Genomic DNA, 22407 nt, shown 5'->3' on the forward strand with positions numbered 1-22407 from the left:
CGCACTAAAATTGCGTTGAAATCCTAATTTATCCGCCTAAGATACGCCTTCTTTTTACGGGAGGCACAATGCAATCGGCCAATACAAGTTCAACTAACCACTTCAGCTCACGCTTAGGTTTTATCATGGCGGCCGCAGGTAGCGCCGTTGGCGTCGGTAATATTTGGGGATTCCCCACCCAAGCGGCCACCCATGGTGGCGGCGCCTTTCTACTTGTGTACCTAGTGCTGATTTTCATCCTAGGCATTCCCATGCTGATGGCTGAACTCATGATAGGCCGCCACGGGCAAACTAACCCCGCCGATGCCATGGGCAAACTCGGCTTCAACTCGCTCACCCGCGGTTTAGGCAAGACCATAGGTTTGCTTTCCATAGTGACAGCGGGATTGATTTATACCTTCTACAGCATTCTCTCCGGCTGGTTTGTCAGCTTTGCCATCGTGCCTATCGCCACTGCCTTTGGCTCGAATGATACCGCCGCTTGGCTAGTGGATTTTTCGCTGTCACGTAATCTGGTGTTTACACTGATCTTCAGCACGCTGGTTTTTCTGGTATTACTGCAAGGCGTGCAAGAAGGCATAGAAAAATGGTCGAAACGCTTAATGCCGTTATTACTGATCATGCTGATCGCGGGCGTGGCGTATATCTTCACCCTAAATGGTGCGAGCGAAGGGATAAGCGCGCTACTCACACCTAACTTTACCAAGGCGCTGGCGCCAGATACCTTGATCAGCGCGCTCGGACAAACCTTCTTCTCCCTTACCATAGGCACAGGTGCCATGATGGTGTACGGCAGTTATCTGAGCCAAAAAGAGAATATTGCTAAACTGAGCGTCTGGGTTGCCTTTACCGACAGCGGCATCGCCTTTCTCGCCGCCTTCTTGATTATCCCAGCCATGTATGTGGCCCAGCACAATGGCGTGCAGATTTTTAATGCTGAGGGCAAGTTACTCGATTCGGATGCATTGGTGTTTACTGTCTTACCCGCGTTATTTTCCACCTTAGGTGACACAGCTAACCTTATCATCAGCGTGATTTTCTTTGTTCTGCTGATCATCGCGGGTTTAACCTCGGCCATATCCATCGCCGAAGTGCCGACGAGTTATGTGATGCAAAAGTTCGGACTCAGCCGTCAACGCGCCACCTTGATCATCGGCCTATTGTTGACCTCATTATCCTTATTACTGGCGGTATTTTTTGAGACGCTATTTAGTTTCACTATAATGCTGACCACCCAAATCGCCCAGCCGCTGGTCGCCCTCGGTATTGCGGTTTACTTAGGTTGGATTTGGCGCCAAACCCAGCTGCTCAAGGCAATTAGTGGGCAAAAAGGTGTCGATAGCACAGGACTTTTTTGGCGCATTTGGCCAAGGTATGTAAAGTATGTTTGCCCAGTGCTGATTATCGCCATAGCCATCAGACAATTTGTATAACCCTTTGAACAAATAACAAAATACACGCTAATGGCGGGGATTTTTTATTTAGCAATTGATGCACTAATTAACTATTTTCAAATAATCAGCAAAGTCTTGCTGCCGCCAATAGTGAATGCGATGACAGCCGGATTTTTTCAATCTATCGATGACATTGAACTGTTAGGGAAGGCTGGATTGAAACGAAAGGGGATGTAAACAGCAGCCTTAAGAGATTAAGGCTGCTTTAAACACTGAGCTGATTACTGTTCGATACCCACAATTAACCAAGGTGAATTGGCTTGTGTTACGTTACGCTCTAAATGCCAGATTTCCTTAATGTCCTCTTCTACGCCTTCAACGGTATCGCGATAGCGGCCGCTAAATTTAACACTCACTTCCGCAAGATTTGCATTGTGTGTGGCGCGGACAAGTTCTGCATCCAAAAACATCACTTCTGTGTGCTGATCGCCAACTAACTCGCGACGTTGGTTGCTGAGTTCATTGTAAAGATCAATAGAAACATACTCTTGGATTTTGCTTAAGTCGTTTTCATTCCACGCCAATTGCAAGGTTTTGTAGTGACTACGAGCACCTTCCAAAAAGCCGGGTAAATCAAAACCGGCTGGCAAATCAAAAGGAACTGCGCTTGTCGCTTGGCCAAAACCATTGGTGCCGCTGTTTGCATTGGTGGCAAAACCTGTTTGTTCAGTCTGTTGACGCTGCATATTCGGATTGGGTTGGCCAGCACCCGCATAGGCTGGTCTTGGCTGCGCACCCGCTTTTGAGGCCATCACAGTACGGACGATTTTGAATAGCACGAATGCCAGCAAACCGATAATCAAAATATCCATGATTTGAATATTTTCAAAACCACCGCCCATAAACAGCGCAGCCAATAAGCCACCTGCTAATAAACCGCCTAACATGCCGCCCATCATACCTTTTTTGCCCGGTGCTCCCGCTGGCGCCGTAGTCGGTGTGTTGGTCGCCGCTGGTTGAGCCGGAGCCGTTTGATGGCTTTTGCCGATAGATTTACTACCGCCGAATTTTTTCGCTTCAACGACTGGGCTAGTAACTAAGCTAACCGCAAAAATCATCGCCAGCATAATAAATAACTTTTTCATTTATAGGATCTTGTTCGTGTAATCTGAGGTGCTGCCATAATAGCGGGATGACATTATATGTCAATTAGCAAAAAGCGAAGGCTGATTGTCCTGTGTATATTTAGTGAGTTGCGATTAGCACTGTCATTCCAGTGACGCGCCAACTTTGGTTTAAAAATAAGTCATCCATGCGGGCTCGACGGCGTCATCTGCTGCACACGGAAGTGCGAATGCCGCGAACACAGGACGTGAAAGAGCGTCCAGGCCGCCAACGGTCACTTACATGCCAGTGCTTAATCCCATAAACTACCGTACATTCTGATAGCCAGAACGACCCAAACCGAAGTCCAATCCCCAGATAGGGATAACCATCTCAGCAGTCATATCTTTTGAATCAAGATTTAGAATAATCGCCATGAAGAAAATATGCGTTTGTCCTATTTTTTCATCTTTTTAAAAAAGATGATTATGTTTCTATTTTTATAGATAAATCTGTACGATTAATTAGTCAAACCTTAAAATAAATGCCATTGAAAGTGGTGCATCGTTTATTAATTTTGCAGAAGAGTTTTCTATTTCCTCAGACTCATCGTCGTCAGTAATTGAAACAAAACACACTGTCGAATTTAGCTCAATAGGCAGTTCTCTTTTTATTCTGACCAGTACGTTTGATAATGTCTGAATTAGTTTATTTTTAAACTTTGCAAAGTTTATTTCTCGAGATGAGTCCTCTCGAAGCATCTTACTTATTTTGGAGAAGGCTCCCGCATTATATCCGTCATAAAACCACTCAGATACTGCCCATCTATAGTAATTTTCACACTCTATGCTTTGATCTTCTTCAGCAGCGAGAATGCTTTTAAGCTTACCCTCAGAGCTAGCACTTAATGATGCTGACATGGCACTACTGTCAGTGTAAAGAGATACCGCATAGAATGCCTCATCTTTATTTTCTAACAATAACATCTTGATTGTATCGTATGTAATTTCAAAGCATTTTTCTTCTAACTCAATCCAGTCCATTATTCACTCCTTGTACTTAGCTTCAATATTTTCATTTTATGATGCACTCAGCTCCATGCAGAATACTGATAATTATCATTTATCTCCTTAAAACTCACACCCGTTAAACCAAGAGCTTCGTACTCATTTTTAAACTGAATAGAACATACAGAAGCCGCTATCTCGTTACAAAAGAATAAATGTTCACGAATATTATTCTTTATTTTAAATTTATCTATAGACTCATAATATGTCTTCTTTAACCCACGTTCCTCTTGCGTGTTCAATTTCCCAGAATCTAAGTCAATCGAAATAGTATAAATGGACTCATTCTTATCTAAGATAGATAAATAACTTAGTGGAAAAAATAAAAAATACTTTTTCTGCGGCCGAACTCCTCGATGCAGGTTAATATCGACAGGAATACGAATACACTTAACATTTAATTTTTCACACAAGTATAACATTTCATTAGAAACTAAATTTTCATCAACCAAATAATCACCATTCAGTTGATATGTTTTTGCTTTAAGAGAATAAGCAGTTAAAAAATCACCCTCACATGGTGGTGAGTCATAAAACTCATAGTCAGGTAGCTCAGGAGTCCAATGTTTATCCATAAAATACGGTATTCCCTTACCATCAGGATCTGATTGGACAATAAAAAATGGCTGTAGATTTGTACTCAAAATAACTACCCTGTAATAGGTTAAAGTTTAATGTCCCTAAGAAAGCATTAGCGCAAACTTGAATTTATTTTAAACATCGTTTTACTCTGTTGCCAGCAATAATATTTCCTCGCAAGTCAAAAAAGCTTAACGAACCACCATTATTAAATTCTTGGTATTAAATTCTCGGAATGCATAATTATAAATAACAGACTATCAGGTATACCAAGGGTTTAACGGGATTAAGCACTGTCGTGGAAGTGACCATTGGCGGCATGGTCGCTCATTCACATCCATGTGTTCGCGACATTCTATGCTTGTTATAAATCTAGCCATATACAGCAGATACCGCCGTAGGGCCGATAGGGTCAACTTATTTTTTAAACTAAAGTCGGCGAGTCACTGGAATGACAGTGCTAAATCAATATTACCTGCTGCCAAAAGCGACTTTATTAACAAAATTAAAAAATCCCCGCATTTCGGGGATTTTCGTTTAATCAAAACCACTAAAACTAACTAAGTTACAAACACTTTCCATCCGATGACTTATCGGAAGAAAGTGCTCGACTGATGCCGCCGAAGATGACATTCAAGAAGCCGATACCGACATCTTTTTGTCGCTCATCGGCGCTGCCAGTATCGTGGCCGCTCGCCTCACGCATACTTTGATTATTGTTGGTTCCGCGCACAAAATCGCAGGACGCATTGCTGGTATTGTTCACAGAACAGGCACTGAGCAAAGCGATCATTAGGCCGCAAAGGGCAAAGCGTAATCTTGGCATATTAGTTCAACACTTCTTCTAATGCCTTGAGGCATAAGGCGACATTCTCGCGGCGAGCACCGAAGCCCATAAGGCCGATGCGCCATGCTTTGCCCGCAAGGGCGCCAAGGCCGGCGCCAATTTCGAGGTTATAATCTTTAAGCAAACGAGTCCGCACAGCGGCATCATCAACGCCTTCGGGGATATAAATGGCATTGAGTTGTGGCAAGCGCGAATCTTCGGCCACCACAAAATTTAGCCCTAACTTTTCCAGCCCAGCACGCAGCACTAAGTGCATCTCGTGATGGCGTTGCCACGCATTCTCTAAGCCTTCGGCCGCCAACATACGCAGCGATTCATGAAGTGCATAAAGCGTATTCACTGGCGCAGTGTGATGGTAACTACGTTTGCCGCCCGCGCTGGTCCAATAGGCCATCACTAAGCTTTGATCGAGGAACCAACTTTGCACTGGGGTCTTGCGATTCTTGAGTTTTTCGACGGCTGCAGGCGAGAAAGACACGGGCGATAAACCCGGTACACAGGAAAGGCACTTTTGACTGCCGGAATAAATGGCATCTATGCCCCATTCATCGACTCTTAATTCGACGCCGCCAAGGGAAGTAACCGCATCAACTATACTCAAGCAACCATAGGTTTTGGCTAATGCGCACAAGGTCTTAGCATCGGACAGCGCGCCAGTTGAGGTTTCGGCGTGCACAAAAGCTAAAAACTTGGCATCGGGATTGGCTTTCAGTGCCGCTTCAACCGCTGCAGGATCAACAGGTGTGCCCCACTCATTGTCCACCAGCACGGCAATGGCGCCCATACGCTCGACGTTTTGGCGCATACGCTCACTAAACACACCGTTACGACAGACAATCACCTTCTCACCCGGCTCGACTAAGTTAACGAAACAGGTTTCCATGCCCGCACTGCCCGGCGCTGATACCGCCATGGTCATTTCGTTTTTAGTTTGGAAGGCGTATTGGATCAGACTCTTAAGCTCATCCATCATGCCCACAAACAGCGGATCTAAGTGGCCAACCGTAGGTCTGGACTGCGCCGCAAGCACTTCGGGATAAACATCCGACGGGCCAGGGCCCATTAAAATACGGCGAGGAGGATTAAAAGCGGTAAAACGCGGTGCTGGTAACATCATGTCTCCTTAATGCGTGTAGGTGTAGGTCGAAGTCTAGTTATTATTCGTTAGCCAATCGTCAGCGGATTAAGTAAGCGACTTAACTGTGACGTATTAATCGGCGGCTAGAGTATTAAGTCTACAAAACTACCACAAAAAGGAGCGCCTGTGCGCTCCTCCTTTAGCCTTAGTTATGACTAACATAACTATCACGCGCATGGTGCGCTAAGGTTGTAACGCCTTGTTGCCGTTACCCGCATTTAAAAACAGCTGATAGGCAGGACTTTGAGTTTCCTCTTGATAGACAAAACCCAACTCAGTTAAAAACTGTTGGAACGGCAAGGCATCACTCGCGGGTACTTCAAATCCCGCCAGCACTCGGCCAAAGGCCGCGCCGTGGTTACGATAATGGAACAGACTAATGTTCCATTTACTCTGCAAGGTAGTTAAAAACTTCAGCAGCGCACCGGGATGTTCAGGAAACTCAAAGCTAAACAAACGCTCCTCTAAAGGCTCTGGTGGATGACCACCGACCATATAACGCACATGCAATTTCGCGGTTTCATCACCGGATAAATCCTGCACTTCAAAACCATTAGCCTCTAAGGTGGCAATTATTTGTTCTAGCTCACCTTGGCCTCGGCTTAAGCGAATGCCTGCAAACACCACGGCAAGATCACGACTGCTGAAACGATAGTTAAACTCTGTCATCACCCGCTTATCAAGCAACTCACAGAATGTTAAGAAACTTCCCGGACGCTCAGGGACTTTTACCGCCAGTACAGCTTCTTTCTGCTCGCCGAGTTCGCAGCGCTCCGACACATAACGCAGACTGTGAAAATTCACATTCGCGCCACTTAAAATCGCCGCGACCTTTTCACCATTGCCGCAATCACCATTGGCATTAGCGCTGATATATTTTTTAAGCCCAGCTAAGGACAAGGCCCCTGCGGGTTCGGCGATCGCACGGGTGTCTTCGAAGATATCTTTCACCGCAGCGCAGATTTCATCCGAAGTGACAGTCACTACTTCATCGACATAAAGTTTCGCGACTCGAAACGGCTCAGTGCCGATACGTTTAACCGCCACGCCATCGGCAAATAAACCGACTTGCGCCAGCGTCACCGGCTCGCCCGCTTCCATCGCCGCCTTTAAACAAGCGGCATCTTCTGGCTCGACGCCGACAATTTTCACCTGCGGCATCACCGCCTTGTAATAGGCTGCGATACCCGCGATTAAACCGCCACCGCCCACGGGCACAAATACCACTTCAAGATCGCGCTGCTGCTGCAACATCTCTTGGGCGATAGTGCCTTGGCCTGCGATCACAGCTTCATCGTCGAAAGGCGCGATATAGACTCGGCCCTCTTCTTTGGCCATCGCCATCGCAAAACCATTGGCTTGATCGAAGGCTTGGCCGTGCAATACCACGTTGCCACCTAAACGGCGCACCGCATCGACTTTAATATCGGGCGTCGTCTCGGGCATCACAATCACAGCATCCACACCGCGACTCGCCGCCGACATCGCCACACCCTGAGCATGATTGCCTGCCGAAGCACACACCACGCCGCGCTGGCATTCTTCTTTCGTCAGCTGGGCGATACGGTTATAGGCACCGCGTAACTTGAATGAATGCACTGGCTGCATATCTTCGCGCTTCAAAAATACCTGACAACCTAAACGCGCCGATAACTTGTTCATGCTGGAAAGCGGCGTCACTTTCGCTATGTCATACACAGATGACAACAGGATTTTTTGCAGATAGCTTTGTGCCAACTGAAAATGGGCTAAATCCGCCTGAGTTTGCGATGCAAGTGGCAACATAGATGCAGTAAACATAATTAGTCCTCCAGTTTACTGCGATCGCGCACCGCGCCCTTGTCGGCACTGGTGGCGAGCATGGCGTAGGCCTTAAGCGCGAGTGACACATAACGCTGGCGACCAATAGGTTTCCACGCCATTGGGCCAAGACTGTGCATTTTTTCGCGGCGAGCATTGAGTTCAGCATCGCTTAACGCCAGCTTGATGCTGCGCTTGGGTATATCAATTTCGATGCGATCGCCATTTTCAATCAAGGCGATAGTGCCGCCAGCTGCCGCTTCGGGTGAGACGTGGCCAATCGATAAACCTGAAGTGCCACCGGAGAAACGACCGTCGGTGATCAGCGCGCAGGCCTTGCCTAGCCCGCGTGATTTTAAGTAACTGGTTGGGTACAACATTTCTTGCATACCCGGGCCGCCTTTCGGGCCTTCGTAACGGATAACAACCACGTCGCCCGACACCACTTCACCGCCTAAAATGCCCGCCACTGCATCATCTTGGCTTTCATAAACGCGCGCCGAGCCGATGAAGGTCAGATTAGATTCATCTACGCCCGCAGTTTTAACGATACAGCCGTTTTCGGCCACGTTGCCCGACAATACGGCAAGCCCGCCCTCTTGGCTAAAGGCAAACTCACGGCTACGGATACAGCCTTCTTGTCTGTCATTATCCAGTGACGGCCAGCGACAATCTTGGCTAAAGGCTTTAGTGGTCGGAATCCCCGCAGGTCCCGCCATAAAGAAATGTTTTACTTTTTCATCTTCCGTCTGCATCACATCGTATTTCGCCAATACAGACTTCAAATTGCCACCTTCATCGGCCGCCACATGGAACACATCGGTATGCAGCAATCCGGCTCTGTCTAGCTCACCTAAAATCCCCATCACCCCACCCGCACGGTGCACGTCTTCCATATGGTATTTAGGCGTCGATGGCGCAACCTTACAAAGGTGCGGCACAAGGCGCGACATACGGTCAATATCCGCCATGGTAAAATCAACATCGGCTTCCTGCGCGGCGGCCAATAAATGCAATACGGTATTAGATGAACCGCCCATGGCGATATCTAAGGTCATGGCATTTTCAAAGGCTTTGAAATTCGCGATATTACGTGGTAATGCCGATTCATCATCTTGATGATAATAACGTTTTGCCAGCGCCATCACGCGGCGCCCCGCTTCCAAAAACAGCTCGCGGCGATCGGCGTGGGTTGCCAACATAGAGCCGTTACCCGGCAGCGATAATCCTAGCGCTTCGGTTAAACAGTTCATTGAGTTGGCGGTAAACATGCCCGAGCAAGAACCGCAGGTTGGGCACGCGCTACGCTCGATTTTAGCACTGTCTTCATCGCTCACGTTCGAGTCGGCACCTGCCACCATAGCATCGACTAAATCGAGCTTGATGAGTTTATCCGACAGCTTAGTTTTACCCGCTTCCATCGGTCCGCCAGAGACAAACACGACGGGAATATTGAGGCGCAGCGCCGCCATCAACATACCGGGAGTGATCTTGTCGCAGTTGGAGATACACACTAACGCATCGGCGCAGTGGGCGTTAACCATGTATTCCACACTGTCGGCGATAAGTTCACGCGATGGCAGACTGTAAAGCATGCCGCCGTGGCCCATGGCGATACCGTCATCGACGGCAATTGTGTTGAATTCTTTAGCGATACCGCCCGCTTCTTCGATGACGCTCGCCACCAGTGAGCCCATGTCTTTTAAGTGCACATGACCCGGTACAAACTGAGTAAAGGAGTTAGCAATAGCGATAATTGGCTTACCAAAATCATTATCTTTCACCCCTGTGGCGCGCCATAACGCACGTGCACCCGCCATATTGCGGCCTTCGGTACTGGTAGCTGATCGTAACTTTGGCATTGACTGTATCCTTTATCTCAAATCGAAAATCGTATTCTTAATTCACATGTCTAATGCTTAAGCATTAGCCGTTTGTTGCAAGCTCAGCGGTAACAATACCTTACACTGGGTCACATCAATCAGTTTATTCAGCTGATTACTTAACAGTTCGATGGCACGTTCGCTATCGACCTCCATATCCAGCGACAGGCTAGCGTCGTCATTCATACGCATCTGCATTTGGGTAATCGTAAAACCACGATGGCGAGTCACGCGCAAAACACGCTCAAGCACTTCGGGGCGTTGTTGAACCGTTAATTCCAGAGAGTGGATCATGTTTGTTTCTCCATTTCGTCCATCATATCGCTGTTTGATGCGCCGGGGGGCACCAGTGGCCAAACGTTAAAAGCATCGTCGATTGCAACGTGTAACAAATACGGGCCCTTAGCCGCTAACATTTCGGTTAAGGCTTCTTCCACTTCGTCGGAAGAAAAAATCGTGCGGCCGGGAATATCAAAAGCGGAGGCCAATAAGACAAAATCAGGGTTATCGGATAAATCCGTTTCACTGTAGCGCTCTTCAAAAAATAGCTGTTGCCACTGCTTCACCATGCCAAGCTTTTGGTTATCAACCAGCACGATTTTCACTGGTAGCTTACGGCGTTTGATGGTGGTCAGCTCCTGCACATTCATCATAAAAGAACCATCGCCAGAGACAGTCACCACAGTCGCATCGGGACGGGCCACTTGCGCACCAATCGCGGCGGGTAAGCCAAAGCCCATAGTGCCTAAGCCCGCGCTGGACAGGTGATCCTCTGGACGGCGGAACCACATATGCTGGGCCACCCACATTTGGTGCTGGCCCACATCGCAACAAACAACATTGTCCTCGGGTAACTTATTGGCTAAACGGCGCAGCAGCGCAGGGGCGTAAATCAAACTGCCGGGGTGTTGATAATCCCATTGATGCTTACGGGATAAATGCTCCACCTCGGCCTGCCAAGGCGTGATGTTCATCGACATGGCTAAGGCGGGGAGGATTTGGCGTAAGTCACCGGCGATTGCCACCTCTGGCATACGTAACTTGCCCAGCTCAGCGGCGTCTATGTCTAAATGGATCACTTTGGCCTTGTCGGCAAAGCTCGCTAAACGGCCGGTGACTCTGTCGTCGAAACGGGCGCCCACCACGATCAGCAAATCACAATCCTGTACCGCTAAGTTAGCCGCCTTGCCACCATGCATGCCTAACATGCCTAAGTAACCGGGCGTGCCGTGGGCGATACTGCCAAGCCCTTTCAAGGTCGCGACCGAAGGTATACCCGTTATTTTGATAAACTCACGCAGTTGATCGACCGCGCCCGCCATGCCTACACCACCGCCGACATACAACATAGGCTGTTTAGCCTCAGCCAACAGCGCACGGGCGGCCTCGATATCACTCATCTCGGCTTGTGGTTCGTTCATGACGGCCAGCAAAGGCGTACGGTATTCAAGGTGAGCAAGTTGGATATCCTTCGGGATATCGACCAACACAGGGCCAGGGCGGCCGGATGCGGCGATCTCAAAAGCTTGATACAAGGTTGGGATCAGGTCGTTGATGTTTGTCACCATAAAGCTGTGCTTAGTGCAGCTCAGTGACATGCCCAGTACATCGATTTCTTGAAACGCATCAGTGCCGATAACGGCGGTGGAGACTTGGCCTGTGATAGCCACGATAGGCACTGAATCTAGCAACGCATCGGCAAGTGAGGTGATAAGGTTAGTCGCGCCAGGGCCTGATGTCGCAAAGCACACGCCGGTTTTACCGCTAGCTCTTGCGTATCCTACGGCGGCAAAGGCGGCGCCTTGTTCGTGACGGCTGAGCAGATGTTCAACAGGGCTTCCATAGAGGGCATCGTATATTGGCATAATGGCACCACCTGGATAACCAAACACTGTGGTGACTCCATGTGCTGCTAACACTTTGATTACCGCGTCTGCGCCTCTGATCATCTGCCCTGGTTCCATATTATCTCTCGCTACGTTAGTCCTGAATTGCCGAAAATCGACGCTAATTTTTTACTCTTTCGAAGCTTAGAACCTTGCTCTAGGCCCTGAAACGAAGAACCCCCCGGTCCTTTCGGAGCGGGGGGTTCTTTCGAAACTTTTAACCTTTTAGGTCTATCAGTTTGCCATGCGCCGCCCCCGCTGTGATTTAATAATCACGACGGTAATAATCACGAGAATGAGCTTGGCAGCTTGGCTAAACATCAATATGGATTCCTAATCGGTGTTTCTAAAATTTGGGTATTGAATGAAAGTTAGTATCGCTTTGGACTTTGCCCTAGCGCGAGCTATTAGCTTTACCATAAAGCAACGGCCAAACACAATAAAAAATATCTTTTGTCAAAAAAAATTCAGCTTCCCTGCCGAGACAATGCAAAACAACAAAGTAAAACGTTAACTGTTGAGCCTCAGTCGGCGCGATTCACCTACTGAACAATAGACTCACTAACTGTGTCGTTTTTGCCCGCTCGACAACCCACTGAACAGGAAAAAATTTGTTTCTCACTAAACTGATTTATAACTAAACAAGCTCAAGATGCGCGTTTCACTATCTTGAGCTTGCTTGGGAACTGAGCTGAGACCCAAGTCCTTTGAGTCTCAGCCCTCTCCCCCAATGCTGGGCTTAACTAACAATCAATTAAGCCTCAACAATGCTCTTCATATCTGTCATGTAACCGCGAAGCTCAGCACCAACATATTCCACTGCCGTTTCACGAATCGCTTCGTTAACAGCGATGAGCGTTAGGTTGTCGACACCGGTTGCGCTGTCTTTCAGGCCAGCACCTAAATACTCAGATGACATGGCATTAACATAGTCGCGCAGCATAGGTACGGCGGCGTGATTGAACAGATAGCAACCGTATTCGGCGGTGTCTGAAATCACTACGTTCATTTCGTACAAACGCTTACGAGCAATCGTGTTAGCGATAAGTGGGGTTTCGTGCAGTGATTCGTAATAAGCCGACTCTTCCACAATACCCGCAGACACCATGGTATCGAACGCCAGTTCCACACCCGCTTTGATCATAGCGACAAGGAAAATACCTTTGTCGAAATAGGTTTGTTCGTCGATATGCTCACTCGATACGGGCGCATTTTCGAAACCTGTTTCGCCAGTTTCCGCTCTCCAACGCAGCAAGTTCGCATCATCGTTCGCCCAATCTTCCATCATAGTGCGTGAGAATTCACCGCTGATGATGTCATCCATGTGCTTTTCAAATAATGGTTGCAGAATTTCTTTTAAATCTTCTGCAATTTCAAATGCTTTAATCTTGGCAGGATTAGATAAACGGTCCATCATGTTAGTGATGCCGCCGTGTTTCAGCGCTTCAGTGACCGTTTCCCAACCTTGCTGGATAAGCTTGGCCGCGTAGCCTGGCTCAACGCCATCGGCGATCATTTTCTCGTAACCTAAGATGGCACCCGTCTGCAACATACCGCACAGAATGGTCTGCTCGCCCATCAGATCCGACTTCACTTCTGCGATGAAAGACGACAGTAAAACACCGGCTCTGTCTCCACCCGTTGCGCTAGCATAGGCTTTAGCAATGTCTAAACCGTCACCGTTTGGATCGTTTTCTGGGTGAACCGCGATAAGGGTAGGCACACCAAAACCACGTTTGTATTCTTCACGCACTTCAGTGCCAGGGCACTTAGGCGCAACCATCACCACAGTGATATCGGGACGAACTTGCATGCCCTCTTCAACTATGTTGAAGCCGTGTGAGTAAGACAAGGTAGAACCTTGCTTCATCAATGGCATGACCGCGTTAACCACGTTTGAATGCTGTTTGTCCGGCGTCAGGTTAAGGACCAGATCCGCCGCAGGGATTAATTCTTCAAAGGTACCGACACGGAAACCGTTATCGGTTGCTTTTTGCCATGAGGCACGTTTCTGTTCAATCGCTTCAGGACGCAGGGCAAAAGAGATATTCAGACCCGAATCACGCATGTTCAAGCCTTGGTTAAGACCTTGAGCACCACAGCCTAAAATAACAATATTCCAATCTTTGATGTAGTTACAGCCGTCGCTAAACTCAGAACGATCCATGAAACGACATTGGCCAAGCTGTGCTAATTGTTGACGTAAATTCAGAGAGTTAAAATAGTTAGCCATCTGATATACCACCTATAAGTCAGAAATTTTGGACGCAACCAAACTAACATAATGTTACGACTTGGTTGTGATTGAAATCACTATAACCCATGCTTATCATTGCTTAAAATGATATATTCGGAACTTCATATTGCATTATGCGCAACGTCAACCACAATAACGCTCAGTAACACTGGCAGCAACATCGGCGGCAATATGCAGCACTCAAGCTCAGGCTAAACAGGATAAGTTATGGATATTCGTACCCTCAAATTGTACCTGCACTTATGTGACAGTTTGCACTTCGCCAAGACCGCGGAGCAGATGCATGTGAGCCCATCGACCTTAAGCCGAGCCCTGCAAAGATTAGAAGAAGAAGTGAACGCTAAGCTGTTAGAGCGAGATAATCGCAGCGTGACCTTAACCCACGCGGGACACGAGTTTAAGCGATTCGCCGAGCAGACTTTGAACCATTGGAGCACACTCAAGCACAGTATCGATCTCAAGCAGGACGTGCTGCGCGGTCGGTTAAATCTGTATTGCTCGGTCACTGCCGCCTACAGTCATTTACCGGGTTTATTGGATCTATTCCGCCAAGAGCATCCCTTCGTCGAGATTGCTTTAACCACGGGAGATGCAGCCAACGCGCTAGCAGAAGTGCAGCAGAATCGCGCCGATATCGCCATCGCCGCCCTGCCCGATCCGTTTCCCAGCAGCTTACACTTTGCCAAAATCGACGATGTGCCGCTGTCGATTATCGCACCGACGATCCGCTGTGCAGTACAGCAACAAGTGAGTCAAACGCCTATAGATTGGTCGAGCGTGCCCTTTATCATCCCAGATCACGGCCCAGGACGGCGCCGCGCCGATAACTGGTTCAAACAAATGGGCATCAGCCCTAATATTTACGCCCAAGTTTCGGGCCAAGAAGCGATCGCCTCTATGGTAGCGTTAGGTTGTGGCGTGAGCATGAGCCCCGAAGTGGTGATCAATAACAGTCCAGTGCGAGATCGCATTCAGCTACTCTCGTCGCCAGTGGCGATTCCACCGTTCGAGCTAGGTTGCTGCTGCAAAGTGAAACGACTTGATGATCCCATCGTTAATGCGTTTTTGGATGTGATTTAAACGGGGAAAGTAATACAAAATAAAAGTGCGAGTGAAGAGTTTCAACGAGATATAAAGCTAAAACGGCTCTCAAAAAACTAAAAACTTAGCTAAAGAGAACCGCTTCACTATCAAACAGTTGCTATCAAATTGGTGCTAACGAACTATTGCCACAGGATTTCTATCGCAAGGCAATCAACACAAGATGACAGGATTACACATCCGGCGAGTTGAGCTTATCAATAGGATCGATACGAGTCACCAATAGCTGATCGACCTTGTACGAATCGATATCGACCACCTCAAATTTATAGCCCGCATAGTTCACGAAATCCGTACGCTTAGGGATTTTACGCAGCATATACATCATAAAACCAGCAATGGTTTCGTAGTTCTGATTATGCGGAAACTCCTCAATACCAAAGGCGCGCATTACGTCGGTAATAGGCGTCACACCGTCGACTAACCAAGAGTTACTATCGCGGGCGATGATCTGCTCTTCGCTCTCGTGCAATGACCAAGCCCCCATTACGGCGCGCTGTAGATCGTTAGTAGTCACAATCCCCACCACTAAGGCGTATTCGTTCATGACCACGGCAAAATCGGCGCGACTATTTTTAAAGTATTCCATCGCTTCTGACAGGCTCAGCGTATCGGGAATGATCAGCGAAGTATGGATTAAGTTACTGCCTTTTAAGATGATATTCTCACCGTTAATCACACGTATCAGCAATTCTTTCGCATCCACGAAGCCTTTGATCATATCCAACTGACCATCGCAGACGAGGAACTTAGTATGGGGATCTTCAGAAATTTTACGCTTGATATCTTCTTCACTGTCTTGCAGTAAAAAGTACACTAAGCTTTCACGGGCCGTCATGGCCGAAGTCACAGAAACGGTTTGCATTTCAAACACATTTTCCATCATCTGTTGCTCACCGCGATCTAGCACCCCAGCTTCGGCACCGGCATTCATGACGGCATAAATGTCGTCGGAGGTGATAGCATCGTTACGCACAGTTGGGATCTGCAGCAGTTTAAAGATACCACTCGCCATGCCATTGAAAAACCATACTAATGGGCGTAATAGCACAATACAGAAAGACATAGGCCCGACAACAGCTAAAGCGACAGGCTCAGGCATCGCCATGGCAATGCGTTTTGGCATTAAATCGGCGACTAAAATAAAGGCGCTGGTTACCGTTATGAAGGATAAAACAAAGCTCAATTGGCTCAGCCAAGGCTCGGCAACTAAAGGGGAAAGCAACTGATAGAAGTAAGGCCGAAATGCCGACTCACCCACAATACCGCCCATGATGGCAACGGCATTAAGACCAATTTGTACTACCGTAAAAAAGCTACCGGGAACGGCTTGTAACTGCAGCACTTTTTCTGCTCGTGCATCGCCCTCATCGGCTAACTGACGTAAACGAATTTTACGTGAAGCGGCAAGTGCAATTTCTGACATAGAGAAAAAACAACTCGCGCCGATTAGACACAATATAATCATCACGTTATCAAAGAGACTCATGTAACACCTTTCATTTAACACTGGACTAACTAGGACCAACCCGCGCCTTATTGCTCGCGAGTCAGTTGAATTCATTGTATTTGAGCAAAGTTTGCTTTGTCTGGTCGCTGCACAACAAGATTGTATTGACCACTTTCACCCCTGAGATGAATGAGCGCTTAGATGACAATCATTAGGGTGCACTCAGTATATCTGCAAATTCACGAGTTATGCGTGACTCCGCTCTCGCAGCACACGCATAGCGCTAATGCACTTGCATCATTTAAGTAATGTTTTATGTCGAAGCGACTGAATATACAGCATTTAATTATTTTACTCGACTCGATGGCATTAGACATCCGAGCGCGGTGGCTTTGATATTGAGCTGCTAGAACGTACATTTAAGCCAATAGAATTGACTATGCAGTCGTGGCTTTGCTTAGTTGCGTTACGTAAAATACGTCCAGAATGGCAGCATGGATGTCACTCAGAGTGCATCGCTAAATCGACAATAGGCGACAGATTATATCTCATCTGCCGCCTAATATTACCTCACCTTGAGTAATTTTTATCTTAGCGACTTATCTACCGCTATGTTTCATATAAATGTTATCAATTAGTTAGCATGATTGAGGGCGTCTGTGGCGTAGTGATGCAAACCTAATATGTCTCCAATTTTGCAGCATAGAGCCTAGACTCTTGAAGCTCAGTAGCCAATCCAGCAACGCGTTGGGATATCTTGGCGAAAGAGTAACATCACCTTCAACCGGCTCCCATTAAATCACTTCAACCTCGACTCTATTGCGACCTTTATCCTTAGCGCGATAGAGGCAAACATCGGCGCGGCGTAATACGTCTGCCATCTTAAATCCCGAGATCTTATCTAATGGCAAAAACACGCTGCCAATACTGATCGTCACCACAGCCAAGGGAGATACTTGATGGGGAATATTGAGTTGCTCAACGAGATAACACAGTTGCGTAGCAATAGCCGTTAACTGTGCTGGCGTGACCTGCTCGACGACCAAAGCAAACTCTTCACCACCAATGCGAGCCAATAGAGCATTGTTCGGCAGGATATCGCACTGTGCTAAGGCATCTGCCACCCGCTTGAGCACTGTATCGCCTTCAAGATGACCATAAGTGTCGTTGTAGGATTTGAAATAATCGATATCCAACATTAACAATCCCGCTGGAGTGTTAGCTTGTAGCACAGTAGCTAATCTTTCGGTAAAGGGTCGTCTATTAGCTAAGCCAGTTAACTCATCGGTTTCAGCCATCACCTTTAATTGGCTATTCGCGGCAACCAGCGCTTGTTGTAGCACTATCATCTGACGCTCTTTCTGTTCGCGTAGCAGTAACTCGTTCAATGCGGAGGCGAATTGGGTCAACATATTCTTTTTCTGGGCGTTCCAATTTAATGGCCGCGACACAGTCGACAGCGAGAGCAATCCCAATAACTCCCCAGCATTTTTAATCGCAAAGGCGGCAATCGAACATATCCCCACGGATTTCATTACCTCATATTCCTGTGGTGAAAAAGCCTTTAACGCCTCAAGATCCTCAATCACTAAGGTCGATTCCGTCTCGAATTTTTTAGCCAGTTGAGCAATATTATCTACCGAAATCACTTGGACCTTATTTGCGTGTAAGTCACTGGTCCAAAAGCTGCGGTAATAGGCATGCTGCTGATGGAATTCGAGAAGACTCACCCTTTCAACATCAAATAACTGACCTATTTTGTGGCATACCTCAGTTAAGGTTTTATCCACATTGCAGGTATCTATGCTCAAAAATTGCAACGAAATCTCGGCCAACAATTGATTCGACTGCGACTGCCAATCTAATTCTTTAGTTCGTTCTTTGACTAAGTCAGACAATAAATGCTGCTGTTGTTGCAGTGCACGTTGCTGACGTTTATTGATGGCTAAATCATTACGTATCCTTTGATACATACCTTTAAGTGAGAATGCCACATGGGCTATTTCATCGGGTCTTGCGGTTACCGTCTCGGGCACAGATAACTTTTTTAACGAGTTAAGATTGATTTTATTAGTGAAATCTTCCAGTGCCGACAATCTATCTGTCACCATGAGTCGCACTAAGGTCAAAATCAAATAAATCATCAATAGGGTCTTTAACCCATTACCAAGCACGATAAAAATCAACTGCCGCCACAGCTCGTAGTAAAGCCGATTGGTATCTAACCCTACGGTCAAAGTCGCTATCGACTGCTCTTGATAGGTCACAGGATAGTGAAATAGAGTTTGCGACTCGTCATCGGTTAACAAAGGTTTACCCAGATGCATAGTGACGCCATCGATACTGTCTAAATGTACACTCGACACTAATGGCATCATCCCCAGTCCAGAGAGCAAATCCGATAACAAGCTACGGTCGACGTCCCACAGTGACTTAGCCACGCTTGGCAAAATAGATTCTGAATACTCGCGGATATCCGAAGTCGCATTATCGATACTATCCTGATAGTTCCAAATCAACTGTACCAGCATAGTTAACACAGCAAAAAACGAGCTCACCCCAATAATAATCAGCGTCATCTTGTGGCTAATAGAATGATTACGATGCTTCATGTACACCTGTTATTACGCCTTGAGGGGCAACTTATTCAAAATCTGAGACTGGAAAATCTGTGGCCAATCTCGAGCAACTAACATTTGATAAAATGCCGAATCGGGTTGCAAAATACCGAACAAGGCAACATTGTCATAGGGGAGATATTTTTTATGCTGCTGATAATATTGCAATTCGACCAAACCTAAAGCGCCAACCAAAAAATGCCCGCCACCAATAACACTCACAGAGTGCTGGCGACAAAGCTGTAAAATCTCAGGTGACGTATTGATCGTACTGACAAATACATCCTTACCTGAGACTAAGCCTTTTTCCTTCAATGCTTTAAGCACCCCAATCGCCATACGATCACTGGCGGTCCAAATCACATTCAGATCGGGATAACGATTCAGCAGGGTTAACGCTTGACCATAAGCCACAGCGTCGCTCCACTGGCCATAAACCGTTTGAGTCAGAGTAGCATTGGCCTGCATAAAGAAATAATCACTGGCACCTTGGGTACGTAGCACTGAAGCAGGCGTCGATTTATCGCCCGAAATCAACAGAACTTTAGCCGCCTTTCCCTCTAAGTCATCCATTAAGGCCTTAGCGGTCGCCGAACCAATAGCGTAATTATCGGGAATAATGGCGGGTAACAGATATTCTTGCCAATGGGGATCTTGCAGCAAGGCATCACGCTCACCAGGGGAAATATCATTTAAAATCAATTGCACATAGACAGGGTGAGGATAAAGCGCCTGCAGCATTTTTATCGCGGATTGTTTTTCATTAACCAGAATAACGTAATTAGGTAACGCTTTTGCAGAAGCTAACAACTCATCGAGTTGAGTGATCATCTTGAAGTGATTGCGATCGGAATGAATGATATCGAGTTTAATATCGAGTGTCGTCGATGCCGCCAACATCAATTGGTCGACATCTCCCCAAAAACTGTCATCGACAGCCCCAGGATTAAAGAAAACCACATCGAGTTTTGCCCATGCTGCCCCACCAAAACCCGCAGTACAGATAAACACACACGCTAACATCCACGAACGCATAGGCAAGTTCTCCTCGACCATGTTCCCTCAAATGTCATCCTTCACAAGAGGTCACTTTATTATTATCGATTCACAACCTTGTTACCGCATCGCCGCCCAAAATGTTGCTAAAATCGGCAGCAGATGTTTCGATTAAACCACAAAATGATACAAAGTATACTTTATATGCTGACTATTTATTCCGACACCCTGTCTGTATAAGGAGTTCGAGTGGCTCAGTAGCAGAATGTAAGTGGCGGCCTTATGGTCAGTCTTGCGACCTAACCACGGAGAAAATGACGGGGACTTAAAAGGAATACAAGTTAGAACTCAGACGTTAATGCAGCCTGGCGGTCAAGTTGAATCAAGGTCGTGAGGGGTACCATGATTTTCAGTGGAGGGTCAACCAACTGAGACTGTGCAACGATGCCCTCATATAATGGCATAGGTTGACTAATCTCTATTAACTGATTGAAATAATTAAATATAATCATCAAGTGCTCAATCTATTCAGTCGTAATCATTTCTCCTAGAATCAATCATTTATAACTCATATTCATTCAAAGGCACTAAATTGTGCTTGTGACTCTTCTTTTAATCGGTCGCAACATACACCTTCAATCGTCTCGATGTACTCCTATTGCTGTGTAGCCCGCATCGCCAAACAAAAAGGTTGGCAGTAGCCAACCTTTCAATACGCTAATAATCATAAATGCAGTAAATGCGATCGAATTTGCCTAGCGCTAAATCCGCTTGGTGGATAATAAAATTCAACTGCATAGAATGCTCACTGTAGACGACTTTGAACAGTACTAGATAATCTTCGGCATTGCCGCCTAATTCAGCTGCGGCGCGGAGTTCGGGTGCTTTATAGCGGCTACCACCATGGCCATTAATGCTGGCTATCCCATCGAAATAGGGCAGCGGCTGCTCGGGAACGAGCAATTCCTGCAGGTTGGATGACTGCCATTCAGGTAGTGCCGCCCACTGCGCTTGAGTGAAAATCTGCCCGGGAATTAACCCCTGCTTATTCATTTTCATCAGGTCAAAGAAGTAGAGCTGATCTTGCCACTCAGATGCCAATTCGTCATCCACAACCGCTAGGGCCTCCAGCACCATAGCTTGTTGCGGTTCTGGTAGCGCTTGTAAACGTGCCTTGGCTAACTTTACTAAATGCGGGTTGTCACTATTAATCATGTCAGGGGCTATCATCTTAATGCTGGCAATTCCCTGAAGTTGATAAGCCTCTTCATACTCATAGTTTGCACATACCGCATCGTCGAACTTAGGTTCGGCAATCGCTTTTCCAGAGTTCAGTTGTTGATCCTCAGCGACATAATAGACATGGCCGCGAAGCATTTCCGAGAATCGCCAGCGCTCCAAAAAGAACAACAATCGCCCTTCTCGAGGCAAATAAGATTGAAACGCCTTCAGGTCGCTGCAGTTGAGCTGTGCGATAAATTGCATAGGCACACGGAAGGCTTGCGCAGCCTCGTCCCAATCCGAATCTTGCGACCAACAGTAATGCTCCTCGATATACTCGCGAGTGTGGTCGAATTCCTCAGCGTAAGCATCCAGCATCTCCTCCCTTCCGACCAAAGTCACCGGATAATCCATGCCGACAGGCAAATCAGGCAATCCACCCAGTCGGCTGTTACCTAACTGGGCATAGTCTTCGATTGCACTGGGATAGAGATCGACACTACTGCGAATAAACGTAGATAACGTATGGGCAAGATGCGGGTCTTTAAACTGCACCAGCTTTTGCTCGAGCAGCTGCTGACGAATGGGGGAATTTTCTGCTAACAACATATCCATATTTACCTCACGACTCCAATGTTTGCTTTTTATCATTTCTATCAACTATTTGCCATCTTCAAATAAGGTAAATTGCCAAACCTATCACACGATTAGCAAAGCCGGAGTCAACGGCTTGCTAATGAGAAGGGCAACGACCTAGGCGATAGGAAACCCCTCCCATTAATTACTGCTACACTCAAATTCTGCGCGAAATGAACAACAAAAGGATTTGTTTATGGCGATAGCCTGTGTCAATACCCGAGCCAGTTGTGGGGTCGAAGCTCCACAAGTCACAGTTGAAGTACATCTCAGCAACGGCTTACCAGCATTTAATCTTGTAGGCTTACCCGAAGCTTCGGTAAAAGAAGCCCGTGAGCGAGTACGCAGTGCCTTGATCAATGCGGGATTCGAGTTTCCGATGCGGCGGATAACCATATATCGTGATTAGTGTACAACTCAGATAAATCTA

The 22407-nt window shown here is 46.9% G+C and carries 16 protein-coding genes and 1 pseudogene; 3 read left to right on the forward strand and 14 right to left on the reverse strand.

All coding sequences use genetic code 11. From position 1 onward, the window contains the following. The first annotated feature begins 68 nt into the window (after positions 1–68). On the forward strand, positions 69–1433 hold the full coding sequence (locus tag AAA952_RS20285; RefSeq protein ID WP_338259205.1) for a sodium-dependent transporter: 1365 nt from the start codon (positions 69–71) through the stop codon (positions 1431–1433). Positions 1434–1675: 242 nt separating this feature from the next. On the opposite strand, the gene AAA952_RS20290 is transcribed toward AAA952_RS20285, so the two are convergent. The 10 genes from AAA952_RS20290 to ilvC all read right to left on the reverse strand — a co-directional run bounded on the left by AAA952_RS20290 (position 1676) and on the right by ilvC (position 13931). Further along, positions 1676–2539 carry a Tim44 domain-containing protein gene (locus tag AAA952_RS20290; RefSeq protein WP_338259207.1) on the reverse strand — a complete coding sequence of 288 codons (864 nt, stop codon included), beginning with the start codon at positions 2537–2539 and terminating at the stop codon, positions 1676–1678. A 483-nt stretch (positions 2540–3022) separates the two neighbouring features. Continuing rightward, a complete protein-coding gene (locus tag AAA952_RS20295) occupies positions 3023–3541 on the reverse strand; it encodes a DUF4303 domain-containing protein (RefSeq protein ID WP_219251764.1) in 519 nt (172 codons plus the stop codon). A 47-nt stretch (positions 3542–3588) separates the two neighbouring features. Continuing rightward, the gene (locus AAA952_RS20300; RefSeq protein ID WP_338259213.1) at positions 3589–4209 is read right to left on the reverse strand and encodes an imm11 family protein; all 621 of its coding nucleotides are present in this window, start codon (positions 4207–4209) and stop codon (positions 3589–3591) included. 500 nt (positions 4210–4709) lie between these two features. Continuing rightward, the gene (locus tag AAA952_RS20305) at positions 4710–4970 is read right to left on the reverse strand and encodes a hypothetical protein (protein ID WP_263178861.1); all 261 of its coding nucleotides are present in this window, start codon (positions 4968–4970) and stop codon (positions 4710–4712) included. Position 4971: 1 nt separating this feature from the next. Next, positions 4972–6105 (reverse strand): pyridoxal-phosphate-dependent aminotransferase family protein, encoded by a 1134-nt coding sequence (locus AAA952_RS20310; protein ID WP_338259232.1) that lies wholly within the window; start codon positions 6103–6105, stop codon positions 4972–4974. A gap of 207 nt (positions 6106–6312) precedes the next feature. After that, a complete protein-coding gene (gene ilvA / locus AAA952_RS20315; protein WP_338259234.1) occupies positions 6313–7914 on the reverse strand; it encodes a threonine ammonia-lyase, biosynthetic in 1602 nt (533 codons plus the stop codon). Positions 7915–7931: 17 nt separating this feature from the next. Further along, positions 7932–9791, reverse strand: coding sequence for a dihydroxy-acid dehydratase (gene ilvD / locus AAA952_RS20320; RefSeq protein ID WP_338259218.1), 1860 nt, complete (start codon positions 9789–9791; stop codon positions 7932–7934). A gap of 57 nt (positions 9792–9848) precedes the next feature. Beyond that, the gene (gene ilvM / locus AAA952_RS20325; protein ID WP_006083459.1) at positions 9849–10106 is read right to left on the reverse strand and encodes an acetolactate synthase 2 small subunit; all 258 of its coding nucleotides are present in this window, start codon (positions 10104–10106) and stop codon (positions 9849–9851) included. Then, positions 10103–11776, reverse strand: coding sequence for an acetolactate synthase 2 catalytic subunit (gene ilvG / locus AAA952_RS20330; RefSeq protein ID WP_338259221.1), 1674 nt, complete (start codon positions 11774–11776; stop codon positions 10103–10105). Before ilvG ends, ilvM begins: the two co-directional genes overlap by 4 nt. Positions 11777–12452: 676 nt before the next feature. Beyond that, a complete protein-coding gene (ilvC, locus tag AAA952_RS20335) occupies positions 12453–13931 on the reverse strand; it encodes a ketol-acid reductoisomerase (protein WP_338259223.1) in 1479 nt (492 codons plus the stop codon). A 231-nt stretch (positions 13932–14162) separates the two neighbouring features. Between ilvC and ilvY the strand changes: the two genes are divergently transcribed. After that, positions 14163–15035, forward strand: a complete 873-nt coding sequence (gene ilvY / locus AAA952_RS20340; RefSeq protein WP_105250471.1) for an HTH-type transcriptional activator IlvY — start codon at positions 14163–14165, stop codon at positions 15033–15035. A gap of 193 nt (positions 15036–15228) precedes the next feature. Here ilvY and AAA952_RS20345 read toward each other — a convergent pair whose 3' ends face one another. The 4 genes from AAA952_RS20345 to AAA952_RS20360 all read right to left on the reverse strand — a co-directional run bounded on the left by AAA952_RS20345 (position 15229) and on the right by AAA952_RS20360 (position 21956). Then, positions 15229–16545 (reverse strand): hemolysin family protein, encoded by a 1317-nt coding sequence (locus AAA952_RS20345; RefSeq protein ID WP_105250472.1) that lies wholly within the window; start codon positions 16543–16545, stop codon positions 15229–15231. A 755-nt stretch (positions 16546–17300) separates the two neighbouring features. Next, complete coding sequence (locus tag AAA952_RS20350) at positions 17301–19085, reverse strand: GGDEF domain-containing protein (RefSeq protein WP_338259236.1); 1785 nt, start codon at positions 19083–19085, stop codon at positions 17301–17303. A gap of 45 nt (positions 19086–19130) precedes the next feature. After that, entirely contained in the window at positions 19131–20159 is a 1029-nt protein-coding gene (locus AAA952_RS20355; protein WP_263177015.1) for an ABC transporter substrate-binding protein, read from the reverse strand. Positions 20160–20837: 678 nt separating this feature from the next. Then, on the reverse strand, positions 20838–21956 hold the full coding sequence (locus AAA952_RS20360) for a DUF1963 domain-containing protein (protein ID WP_338259228.1): 1119 nt from the start codon (positions 21954–21956) through the stop codon (positions 20838–20840). Between the two features lie 217 nt (positions 21957–22173). On the opposite strand from AAA952_RS20360, the pseudogene AAA952_RS20365 reads away from it, so the two are divergent. Next, a pseudogene (locus AAA952_RS20365) lies at positions 22174–22374 on the forward strand (magnesium chelatase domain-containing protein); the annotation flags it as partial. Positions 22375–22407: the final 33 nt, after the last annotated feature.

The sequence above is a fragment of the Shewanella sp. M-Br genome, assembly GCF_036245925.1.
Classification (GTDB): Bacteria; Pseudomonadota; Gammaproteobacteria; order Enterobacterales; family Shewanellaceae; genus Shewanella; species Shewanella oncorhynchi.